Source organism: Curtobacterium sp. Curtsp22 (assembly GCF_059492135.1).
This window is the reverse complement of the sequence record NZ_CP168519.1, coordinates 2,637,995-2,649,040: the sequence shown is the minus strand read 5'-3', so window position 1 is coordinate 2,649,040 and position 11,046 is coordinate 2,637,995. Positions and strand designations below refer to the sequence as shown.

The 11,046-nt window shown below is 68.9% G+C and carries 12 protein-coding genes; 1 reads left to right on the top strand and 11 read right to left on the bottom strand.

Features of this window, described 5'->3' with window-relative positions; all coding sequences use genetic code 11:
- Positions 1 to 154: 154 nt before the first annotated feature.
- Complete coding sequence (locus ACEN8D_RS12840) at positions 155 to 721, top strand: GNAT family N-acetyltransferase (RefSeq protein ID WP_413398055.1); 567 nt, start codon at positions 155 to 157, stop codon at positions 719 to 721.
- A gap of 81 nt (positions 722 to 802) precedes the next feature.
- Here the strand turns inward: ACEN8D_RS12840 and ACEN8D_RS12835 are convergent, their stop codons facing one another.
- From ACEN8D_RS12835 to pilM, 11 genes are all read right to left on the bottom strand, one after another.
- Positions 803 to 1,060, bottom strand: a complete 258-nt coding sequence (locus ACEN8D_RS12835) for a DUF6079 domain-containing protein (protein ID WP_413398056.1) — start codon at positions 1,058 to 1,060, stop codon at positions 803 to 805.
- A 178-nt stretch (positions 1,061 to 1,238) separates the two neighbouring features.
- Positions 1,239 to 2,426, bottom strand: a complete 1,188-nt coding sequence (gene tuf / locus ACEN8D_RS12830) for an elongation factor Tu (protein WP_070417678.1) — start codon at positions 2,424 to 2,426, stop codon at positions 1,239 to 1,241.
- A gap of 134 nt (positions 2,427 to 2,560) precedes the next feature.
- The gene (gene fusA, locus ACEN8D_RS12825; protein WP_070417677.1) at positions 2,561 to 4,675 is read right to left on the bottom strand and encodes an elongation factor G; all 2,115 of its coding nucleotides are present in this window, start codon (positions 4,673 to 4,675) and stop codon (positions 2,561 to 2,563) included.
- 87 nt (positions 4,676 to 4,762) lie between these two features.
- Complete coding sequence (rpsG, locus tag ACEN8D_RS12820) at positions 4,763 to 5,233, bottom strand: 30S ribosomal protein S7 (protein ID WP_022903294.1); 471 nt, start codon at positions 5,231 to 5,233, stop codon at positions 4,763 to 4,765.
- Between the two features lie 4 nt (positions 5,234 to 5,237).
- Positions 5,238 to 5,606, bottom strand: a complete 369-nt coding sequence (rpsL, locus tag ACEN8D_RS12815) for a 30S ribosomal protein S12 (RefSeq protein WP_017885540.1) — start codon at positions 5,604 to 5,606, stop codon at positions 5,238 to 5,240.
- Positions 5,607 to 5,992: 386 nt separating this feature from the next.
- Entirely contained in the window at positions 5,993 to 7,129 is a 1,137-nt protein-coding gene (locus tag ACEN8D_RS12810; RefSeq protein WP_413400144.1) for a hypothetical protein, read from the bottom strand.
- Positions 7,130 to 7,163: 34 nt separating this feature from the next.
- Positions 7,164 to 7,622 carry a DUF6121 family protein gene (locus ACEN8D_RS12805; protein ID WP_070417675.1) on the bottom strand — a complete coding sequence of 153 codons (459 nt, stop codon included), beginning with the start codon at positions 7,620 to 7,622 and terminating at the stop codon, positions 7,164 to 7,166.
- A gap of 25 nt (positions 7,623 to 7,647) precedes the next feature.
- Complete coding sequence (locus ACEN8D_RS12800; protein ID WP_495601030.1) at positions 7,648 to 8,307, bottom strand: CBU_0592 family membrane protein; 660 nt, start codon at positions 8,305 to 8,307, stop codon at positions 7,648 to 7,650.
- 176 nt (positions 8,308 to 8,483) lie between these two features.
- Positions 8,484 to 9,245: a hypothetical protein gene (locus ACEN8D_RS12795; RefSeq protein ID WP_413398756.1), complete on the bottom strand. Its 762-nt coding sequence runs from the start codon at positions 9,243 to 9,245 to the stop codon at positions 8,484 to 8,486.
- A 1-nt stretch (position 9,246) separates the two neighbouring features.
- The gene (locus tag ACEN8D_RS12790; RefSeq protein ID WP_413398757.1) at positions 9,247 to 9,975 is read right to left on the bottom strand and encodes a hypothetical protein; all 729 of its coding nucleotides are present in this window, start codon (positions 9,973 to 9,975) and stop codon (positions 9,247 to 9,249) included.
- Positions 9,972 to 11,024: a type IV pilus assembly protein PilM gene (pilM, locus tag ACEN8D_RS12785; RefSeq protein ID WP_413398758.1), complete on the bottom strand. Its 1,053-nt coding sequence runs from the start codon at positions 11,022 to 11,024 to the stop codon at positions 9,972 to 9,974. The genes ACEN8D_RS12790 and pilM overlap by 4 nt, the downstream gene beginning before the upstream one ends.
- Positions 11,025 to 11,046 lie beyond the last annotated feature (22 nt).

The following is an 11,046-nucleotide window of genomic DNA, read 5'->3' as shown; positions in this document are numbered from 1 at the left end:
GGGTCACCACGAGAGGCCGGGTCGGCCTCGCGACTCCACGGTATCGAGTCGCGGGAAACCGCAACAACACCCCGAGCGGGGTACATCGCGTCCCACCTTGTGGGGACAACTGCGCCGGCTTCCGGAACGCCGACGGCGCGTCTACGCTGCCGCCATGGCGTCGTACACCGTACGTCCTCTCGACGCGTCCACGTGGGACGCCTTCGACGAGCTCTGCCGCACGAGCGACGGCTTCCCGAGCGGCTGCTTCTGCATCGGCTTCCACGACGAGGGGCCGACACGGGACGCCGCGTGCAACCGGGAGCGCAAGTACGAGCGCGTCCTCGCCGGCACCACCCACGCCGCGCTCGTCCTCGACGGGGAGCGGTGCGTCGGCTGGTGCCAGTACGGGCCGGTCTCCGAGGTCGTCCGCATCAAGAACCGTCGCGTGTACGACCGGTCGCAGGTCGGTCCGGATCCCGCCTGGCGCATCGGTTGCACCTACGTCCGCGCCGGGTACCGCCGACAGGGGGTCGCCACCGAGGCGCTCGGCGGTGCGCTCGCCCTCATCGCCGCCGCCGGCGGCGGGACCGTAGAGGGCTACCCGGAACCCGCCGGGGCGGTGCCGGCCGGCTTCCTCTTCCACGGCGCGCTCTCGACGTTCGAGCGGTTCGGGTTCGCGCGCCAGCGCGCGATCGGCAAGCACCGCTGGGTCGTCACCACGACGGTCGAACCGGCCTGACGATCGAACCGGGCCCGAGACGGCACTGGAGGCGCTGCACACGTCGCGCGCAGCGCCTCCAGTTCACCGTCGGCGTCGGACCTACTCGCCGTTGTTGCCGATCCTGTCGTCCAGGTCCTGCGCGGTCTTGTCGATCTGCTCGTCGAACTTCCCGCCCGTGACCTTCTTGATGCCGTCGGCCAGGCCGTGGATGATCTTGTCGGAGACGTCTTCCGCCTTGTCGCTCTGCAGCGCCTCCTCGATCTTGTCCTTGTTCTCGTCCACGAACGCCTTCGCGCGGTCGGTGACCTCCTCCGCCTTGGCGGAGACGTTCTTCTGGATGTCGTCGAAGCCGGCCATGCTGCCTCCCTGCCGGCCGGAGGTGACCCGGCCGCTCGATGGCCGGTCGATCCGGCCGCTTGGCCCACATCGTGCTCCGATCCCCGCGATCTGTCCGCCGAACGCGAGCGAACTCCCGGGAAACGGAAAGCGGGGCCGGACCCGAAGGTCCGACCCCGCTGACGCGTGGTAACCGGAGTTACTTGACGATCTCCTCGACCGTACCGGCGCCGACCGTACGACCACCCTCACGGATGGCGAAACGGAGACCCGGCTCCATGGCGATCGGCTGGATCAGCTCGACGGCCATCGACACGGTGTCGCCGGGCATGACCATCTCGGTGCCCTCGGGCAGCGTGATGACGCCGGTGACGTCCGTGGTGCGGAAGTAGAACTGCGGACGGTAGTTCGCGTAGAACGGGTTGTGACGCCCGCCTTCTTCCTTGGTCAGGATGTAGGCGTTCGCCTTGAACTCGGTGTGCGGCGTGACCGAACCCGGCTTCACGACGACCTGGCCGCGCTCCACGTCCTCGCGCTTGAGGCCACGGATGAGCAGACCGGTGTTGTCACCAGCCTCGGCCTTGTCGAGCAGCTTGCGGAACATCTCGATACCCGTGACCGTGGTCTTCTGCGTCGGGCGGATGCCGACGATCTCGACCTCGGAGTTGAGGTCGAGCGTGCCACGCTCGACACGACCGGTGACGACCGTGCCACGACCGGTGATCGTGAAGACGTCCTCGATCGGCATCAGGAACGGCTGGTCGGTGGCGCGCACCGGGTCCGGCACGTGCTCGTCGACCTGGGCCATGAGGTCCTGGACGGACTTGACCCACTTCTCGTCGCCCTCGAGCGCCTTGAGCGCCGAGACCTGCACGACGGGGGCGTCCTCGTCGAACTCCTGCGAGCCGAGGAGCTCACGGACCTCGAGCTCGACGAGCTCCAGGATCTCCTCGTCGTCCACCATGTCGGACTTGTTCAGCGCGACGACGATGTAGGGGACGCCGACCTGGCGGGCGAGCAGCACGTGCTCACGCGTCTGGGGCATCGGACCGTCGGTGGCGGCGACCACGAGGATCGCGCCGTCCATCTGCGCCGCACCCGTGATCATGTTCTTCACGTAGTCAGCGTGACCAGGAGCGTCGACGTGCGCGTAGTGGCGCTTCTCGGTCTGGTACTCGACGTGCGAGATGTTGATCGTGATGCCGCGCTCGCGCTCCTCGGGAGCGTTGTCGATCTGAGCGAAGTCACGGGCCTCGTTGAGGTCCGGGTACTGGTCGTGCAGAACCTTGGTGATCGCCGCCGTGAGCGTGGTCTTGCCGTGGTCGACGTGACCGATGGTTCCGATGTTGACGTGCGGCTTGGTCCGCTCGAACTTGGCCTTGGCCACTGTGGGTCCTCCTCAGGACTCGGAGAGCATGCCCCCGGTTCGTGAACCGTTGGCGTGCAGTGTGTGTCTTTACTGTACTTGGTGGCGAGGGGCCCGTCGCCGGGCACCCCCGCCTGTGGAGAGACGCTGGAGCGTCACTCCCCCGCGTTCTTCGCGATGATCTCCTCGGCGACCTTGGCCGGGACCTGGCTGTAGGTCTCGAAGGTCATCGAGTAGACCGCACGACCAGAGGTCTTCGACCGCAGGTCGCCGACGTAGCCGAACATCTCGGACAGCGGCACGCTCGCGCGGACCACCTTGACGCCCGAGGCGTCCTCCATCGAGGCGATCTGGCCACGACGGGAGTTCAGGTCACCGATGACGTCGCCCATGTACTCCTCCGGAGTACGGACCTCGACGGCCATGATCGGCTCGAGGATCGCCGGACCGGCCTTGCGGGCCGCTTCCTTGTAGGCGATCGAACCGGCGATCTTGAACGCCATCTCGGACGAGTCGACGTCGTGCGCCGCGCCGTCCTTGAGGATGGCCTTCACGCCGACGGTCGGGTACCCGGCCAGGATGCCGACCTGCATGGCGTCCTGGATACCGGCGTCGACCGACGGGATGTACTCACGCGGGACGCGACCACCGGTGACGGCGTTCTCGAACTCGTAGACCTTCTCGGCCGTGACTTCCATCGGCTCGAGGGCGATCTGCACCTTCGCGAACTGGCCGGAACCACCGGTCTGCTTCTTGTGCGTGTAGTCGTAGCGCTCGACGACCTTGGTCAGGGTCTCGCGGTAGGCCACCTGGGGCTTGCCGACCGACGCCTCGACCTTGAACTCGCGCTTCATGCGGTCGACGAGGATGTCGAGGTGGAGCTCGCCCATGCCCTTGATCGTCGTCTGACCGGTCTCGGCGTTGAGCTCGACGCGGAACGTCGGGTCCTCTTCGGCGAGCTTCTGGATGGCCGTGGAGAGCTTCTCCTGGTCGGCCTTCGTGTTCGGCTCGATGGCGACCTCGATGACCGGCTCCGGGAACGTCATCGACTCGAGGACGACCTGGTTGGTCGGGTCGCACAGGGTGTCACCGGTGGTGGTGTCCTTGAGACCGATGACCGCGTAGATGTGGCCGGCGGTCACGTTGTCGACCGGGTTCTCCTTGTTGGAGTGCATCTGGAAGATCTTCCCGATGCGCTCCTTCTTGCCCTTGGTCGAGTTGATGACCTGGGCACCCGACTCGATCGAGCCCGAGTAGACGCGGACGTAGGTGAGACGACCGAAGAAGGGGTGCACCGCGACCTTGAACGCGAGGGCCGAGAACGGCTCCGACGCGTCGGGCTTGCGGATGATCTCCTTCTCCTCGTCCTTGACGTCGTGGCCGATCATCGGCGGCACGTCGAGCGGGGACGGGAGGTAGTCGATGACGGCGTCGAGCATCGGCTGGACACCGCGGTTCTTGAAGGCCGAGCCGCACAGGACGGGGTAGACCTCGGACGCGATCGTGAGCTTGCGGATCGCAGCCTTGATCTCGTCCTTGGTGAGCTCCTCGCCGCCGAAGTACTTCTCGAGCAGGGCGTCGTCGGTCTCGGCGACGCGCTCGATCAGCTTGGCGCGGTACTCGTCCGCACGGTCCTTGAGGTCCGCGGGGATCTCCTGGACCTCGTACTGGGCGCCCATGGTGACGTCACCCTTGGAGTCGCCCGGCCAGACCTTGGCGTGCATCTCGATGAGGTCAACGATCCCGACGAAGTCGTTCTCGGCGCCGATCGGGAGCTGGAGCACGAGGGGCTCCGCGCCGAGGCGGTTGATGATGGTGTCGACCGTGAAGTAGAAGTCGGCGCCCAGCTTGTCCATCTTGTTGACGAAGCAGATGCGCGGGACGTCGTACTTGTCGGCCTGACGCCACACGGTCTCGGACTGGGGCTCGACGCCCTCCTTGCCGTCGAAGACGGCGACCGCACCGTCGAGCACGCGGAGCGAACGCTCCACCTCGACCGTGAAGTCCACGTGACCGGGGGTGTCGATGATGTTGATCTGGTTGTTGTCCCAGAAGCAGGTCGTCGCGGCCGACGTGATCGTGATGCCGCGCTCCTGCTCCTGCGCCATCCAGTCCATCGTGGCAGCGCCGTCGTGGACCTCACCGATCTTGTGCGTGATGCCCGTGTAGAACAGGATGCGCTCGGTCGTCGTGGTCTTGCCGGCATCGATGTGCGCCATGATGCCGATGTTGCGGACCTTGTTCAGGTCGGTGAGCACGTCCTGTGCCACAGGGTTCCTCCGGAAGAGTTGTAGGAGAGGTTGGCGTCCGTGCGGGCGCCGGGGTTCATGACCACCGGCGCCCGGACGGTGCCGGGACTACCAGCGGTAGTGGGCGAAGGCCTTGTTCGACTCGGCCATCTTGTGCGTGTCCTCACGGCGCTTGACCGCGGCACCGAGACCGTTCGACGCGTCGAGGATCTCGTTCATGAGACGCTCGGTCATCGTCTTCTCGCGACGGGCCTTGGCGTACGAGGTCAGCCAGCGGAGCGCGAGGGTGTTCGCGCGGTGCGGCTTGACCTCGACCGGGACCTGGTAGGTCGAGCCACCGACGCGGCGGCTGCGGACCTCGAGGGTGGGACGGACGTTGTCGAGCGCCTTCTTGAGCGTCGCGACGGCGTCCTGCTGGTTCTTGGCGGAAACGCCTTCGAGGGCACCGTAGACGATGCGCTCGGCGAGGCCCTTCTTGCCGTCGAGCAGGATCTTGTTCACGAGCTGCGAGACGATCGGTGCGCCGTAGACCGGGTCTGCGACGACGGGACGCTTGGGGGCGGGACCCTTACGAGGCATTGGCTCAACCCTTCTTGGCGCCGTAGCGGCTACGTGCCTGCTTACGGTTCTTCACGGCCTGCGTGTCGAGCGCACCGCGGATGATCTTGTAGCGGACACCGGGGAGGTCCTTCACACGACCGCCGCGCACGAGCACCATCGAGTGCTCCTGGAGGTTGTGGCCCTCACCGGGGATGTAGGCCGTGACCTCGGTGCCGTTCGAGAGCTTGACACGAGCGACCTTGCGCAGTGCCGAGTTCGGCTTCTTCGGGGTGGTGGTGTAGACGCGGGTGCACACACCACGCTGCTGGGGGTTCGCCTTCAGGGCGGGCGCCTTGGTCTTGGTGACCTTCGGCGTACGACCCTTGCGAACCAGCTGCTGAATAGTAGGCAACTGTTCTCCTGGTTCTTCGCTCGTGTTCTCCGGCCGGCGCGGTCCGCCGACTTCCTCGTCCCACGCTGATCACCGCCTGACGGCGGATGACGAGTGGGGGACGGAGTGTTCCGGCCGACCGTTGGTCGGACCGGACTTTTCGGGCACGCCCGAAGGCGCACACCCGGAAGAGATTACCCGCGTAACCCGGCGAAATCAATCCGGGCGCGTCGCCCTGGAGGCGCGTGACGAGTGCCCTGGGCGAACAGGCGTCGCGTGGGTGGTCACGCGGGGCGCGGGGCGCTCCGCCCGGCCGGGCGCGGTGGACCGGACCCACGGCCGCCGGAGGGACGTGGCGGGCCGGCACCGCGCCTCCTGGACGCACCGGGGCGCCGTCGTGCGCGGCGTCAGGAGCCCGTGTCGGACGAGCCGTTGCCCACCGCCGAGCGGAACGTCGCCCCCGCGTCCGTGAACTCCGTGACGTACCCGCTGGCGTTGACGTTCATCGGCCCGGCGGACGCCGTGCCCACCCCACCCGGGCCGGAGATGTCCGCCGTGAACGTGGCACGGCCGAAGGACGTCGTCGTGACGAGCCACCCGTTCGACACCCAGCCGCCGATCGACACGGTGGGGCGGGTGTCCAGCGTCCACTTCTGGTTCGTGTACGTGTAGGCGGCGTCCTGACCGTAGGCGTAGAAGCTGCACCCGGCCGGTGCCGCCTCGGTCGAGGCGATGCAGCCGTCGACCCACGCGTCCACCGCCGCCTGGGCGGACCGCTTGCCCGCTGCGGTGAGCTCCGTCGTCATCGAGACGGGGCTCGAGGCGGTGCCCCCGAACCCGGTGACCGTCGCCGTCGCGGCCTTGGCGGAGTACCACTCGCCACCGTCCACCGCGACGTCGTACGTGCCGGGGAGGGCCGTGAGCGTCGCCGTGCCGTCCTTCGACGTGACCACGGACTGCCCGGCCACCGACACCTTCGTGCCCGTGGGGCCGCGCAGGCTGACGTCCACCGCACCGAGCCGCGGTGCCTCGAGCTCCCAGACCGGGAACACGCCCCAGTCGGTGCCCGTCTTGTCGAGCGTGAAGGTGGACGAGACGTCGCGCCCCGCCTGCCGCAGGTACGCCGTGACCGTGGCGGTGTCGCCGTCCGCACGCGTGGCGGCGATCCGGTAGCCCGTGACGCGGTCCTTCGCCTTCGCGTAGGCGGCCTTGGTGAGGAGCAGGTCGCGTTCGTCGTGCTCGATGCCCGCCACGTCGAGCGCAGCGCCCACCCGACCCGCCGTGAGGTCGTCGAGGAAGGCACGGACCGGCCGGTCGGCGGCGTGCGTCGACGTGCCGACCGAGTAGCCGACCACGCCCGCGACCAGGAGCAGCACGACGGCCGCGCCACCCGCGACGATGCTGACGAGCCGACCGCGACCGAGTCGACGACGGGGCCGGGGCTGCGGTCCGGACGCCCCCGCCGGTGGTGCGTCCCGCGTGCCGCGGATCGAGTCCACGGCCGGGACGGATCCCCATCCGTCGGCCTGGTGCTGGTCGGTCATCGGTCCCCCGTCGTCCTGTGGTGCTGCAGGAAGACTACCGGCGGGCACCGTCATCGCCGGGCTCCGGGCGCACCCCCGACGCGCGCGACTGGTGCCGTGCCGCGGCGATCCCGCCGACGACGCACAGGAGTGCCACGACCACCGAACCGACGACGAACGGGCCGAGTGCGTAGCCGGCCGGGAACACGAGCAGCTCGGTGAGGTCGCTGCGGACCAGGCTGTAGCCGACCGCCCCGACGCCGAGCATCACCAGGTAGCAGGTCGCCGCGGCGACGAGGCCGGTGACGCCGGGGTTGCCCTCGCGGGAGCCGACCGCGGTCGCGAGGAACACCACCACGGCACCGCCGAGCACCATCGCGGGGCCGAGGTACGGGGTGGCGTCGGGCTGGGAGATGACCTCGACGTCGGCGAGGAGGGCCTCGAAGCCGGTCACCGCGATGACGAGCGCGATGAACAGGATCGACGTCATCGTCGCGATCAACCACCGGGACATGCGGTGATCGTATCGCTGGCGGGGCTCAGGCGGGGGTGGCGTCTGCGCGCTGCGGCTCGTTCGCGTGCGTCTGCTGGTCGGCGTGGGCCGGGTCGGCGTGGGTCGCCTGGTCGGCGTGCTCCTGCGCTGCGGCGACGAGCGCGAGGGCGATCGTGGCCGTGATGACCGGGATGGACTCGGTCATCGGCGCGGCTGCGGTCGGGGCGTCGGTCGTGCTGGTCGCGTCGGGCGTGCTGGTCGCGTGCGTCGCGTCCGTCGCGTGCGTCGCGTCGGGCGTGGTGGTCGCGTCGCCGTCGGCGTCCGGGCCCTGGAGGCGCGGCGCGGGTGCCGCGGCGAGCGTCGCCTCCGCCCCGTGGTCGCGCAGCGCCGGTCCGACGATCGGCAGGACCGCCGTGGTCGCCGGGGGCTCGGCGTGGAGCACCGGCGTCTCGGTCGACGGGGCACCCCGCTTCGCCGCACGACGGGCCCTCGTCATCTTGACGAGCACGACGACCGCGACGATCGCCCAGATGCCGTTCACGATCGTCGACGGGACGGCGTGGTGCGCCGCGACGTTGATCGCCACCGCGAGCCCGCCCACGAGGTTGAACAGCTGGTACACCGGACCGTTCGGGAGCTTCCCCATCGAGAAGAGTAGGTAACCAGCAAGGACGGTTACTGCTCCGAACCAACCGAGGAACTCCACGATTCCAGCCAACACGCGCGACTCCGGGCACGACGAGGAACGGCCGTTTCGAGCGACCGTTCGAGAGAGGGACGAGCAGCCGCGAACGCGGGCTCAGGAGCATCGTAAGCACAGCGGGAGGCCGTGCGGAAGAGGGTGCGGCGTGGCGCGTCGGACCCCAGTTGGTGGGGGTCGGGTCAGCCGTTCGTGGCGGGGTCCGCGACGGTCCCCGACGTGCCTCCGGAAGCGCCGTCGAGCACGAAGATGAAGCCCGAGAGCGTCCAGGTCGTCGAACCCGTGTCAGCGGACGCCGGGGCCTCGTCCCCGGTGGTCTCCCCTTGGGTCGACCCGGTCCCGATGGAGTTGACGAGGAACAGCCGCGCACCCTTCTGCACGCCCGAGGTGAACGCCATCGCCTGGGCATCGGAACCGTCGACCGACACCGACACCGGGATCACGATGAAGTTGCTCGCCGTGATGAGTGGATCCGTCACCGTCCTCGGTGCTGCGACCGCACTGCTGCTCCCGCCGGTGGGTTCCGCCGTGGCGGAGGGAGCTGGCGTCGCTGCAGCGGTCGCGCTGCCGTCGGCCGGGGCCGCCGTCGATGCAGGAGGGACGTACGCCTGCGCGTCTCCGAAGGTCAAGGACGAGATCGTCAGACCGTTCGCCTCGGCGAGTTGGTTGAGCTCCTTGATGAAGGGCGTCGTGTCCGTCGACTCCGGGATGGAAGCCTCGAGCGTCGCGAGGTCGGCCTTCAGCGTGCCGAGCTCGCTGTACTGCTTCTCGAGTCGAGCGAGCTCCGTCCGCACGGTGTCGTTCCGGCTGTCGATGTCCGACCGCTGCTGAGCTGACGTGGACGCCGCCGCGAGCTGTGGTTGCACGCCGACGAACCAGCCACCGAGCGCGAGCGCCAGCGCCGCGAACCCTGCGACGATGAGGGAGAGCTTGTTGCGGTCCACGTCAGTCGCCCTTCGCGTACTTGCCGTCGTACGCCTTCTCGTTGATGTGCACGGTGATGTCGGCCGTGTACCCGCCCGACGGCTGCTTCGTGATCGACGCGATCGACGAATCGACGTAGCCCGGCAGGGCGCTGAGCGAGTCCGTCCAGTCGGGGACGGACGGGATGGTTGGGCTGTCGACCGTCACGGAGATCGTGGCGATGCGCTGCCCCTGCAACGGCGTCGACGACTGCGTGTAGGCGGAGATCGGTCCGGCTGAGTCGACCCCGAGGCTGGAGATCGTGACCCCCGACGGAAGCGCCCGCTGCAGGCCTGCGATGTACGTGCTCCAGTCGATCTCGGTCGCGCCGCCCACTCGCTGACCGGCTTCGATGAGGGCGGACTGTTGCTCCGTCGACCGGACTTCGCCGTACTTCTGCTGCTGTTGCAGCAGCGCGTTGGTCTCGCTCTCCGCCGACGCCAACTCGCTCGCGGACTGCGCCGCGGACAGCCCTGCACCGGCGATGGCGAGTGCCGCGGCGACCCCGACCACCACGACCCCGAGCCAAGCGCGACGGGCCAGCGCTCGCTGACGCCGTCCGATGTGGACCTCGATCGGGAGGAGATCGACGCGGGGCTCGCCCCCGACGACCGCGGCACCCTTGCCGGCCTTGCTCGGTGGGATCGGTGCGGTGACCTTCGCGCGCGGAGTGGTCCGGAGGACCCGACCCGCCATGGACGTTTGTGTCATGCTGCCTTGCTCCCGATGGCGAGCCCGTACGCGACAGCGACGTCGTGTCCGCGTGCTGAGACGTCAGCGGCGTCGATGCTCCGAGCGAGTGCGGCGCCGGCGAAGACGTCCCCGACCACGACGGGGAGTCCGGTCTGCTCGGACAGGGACTGCGCGAGCCCCGCCAGCCGGGCGCCTCCCCCTGCGAGGACGATCCGGTCGACGCGTTCCGTGGGCCGCGTGTTGACGTAGTAGTTGATCGTGTTCCGGAGACTCGAGAGGACTTCGCCGACCGCCTCCTGCGCGACGGAGATCGCGCGCATGTCGTCGGCGGTGCGCCCGCTCCCCGCGATCCCCAGGTGCCGCTTGACGAGCTCCGCCTGGTCACGATGGATGTCGAGGCTCGTCGCGAGTCGAGTGGTCACGTCCTCGCCGCCGGTCGGGATGATGCGGACGAACTGGGGGATGCCGTCGAGTGCGATCACCACGCTCGTCGTCTCCGCGCCGAGCTCGATGAGCGCGATGGTCCCGCCGTGCCCCGGCCGGCTGACGAGCGCACGGGTCATCGCGAAGGGGATCAGGTCGACGCCTGCCGGGTTGAGTCCGGCCTGCTGCGCGGCCTTGACGTTCGCGAGGACCGCGTCCTTCACAGCCGCGACCAGGAGGCCGTGGAGGACCGGGCCGCTCTCGCTGACCCCTTCGGACGTGGGGTAGAAGTCGAGGATCGCGGCACCGACCGGGACGGGCAGCATGTCCTGCACCTGGAAGGGCAGCGACTGTCGGACCTGGGCGATCGGCGCCTTCGGCACCGTCAGGTCGCGGGAGAGCACGCGCTGGTTGCCCATGCCGAGCACCACGTTGCGCGAGCGGAAGCGTCCGATCGACCAGAGTTCCTTCAGGGCTCCGGCGACGGTGTTCGGCTCGAGGACCTCCCCGCGGCTCACGGACCCGTCAGGCGTGGGGACCTCGGCGATGCGGACGACCGTCGGACGCGACCCGTGTGGGTCACTGACCTCGACGCCACGGATCGCGGCGGACGAGATGTCCAGACCGACGATGCTCTTTGCCATGTTCGACGCTTTCGAGAGTGGG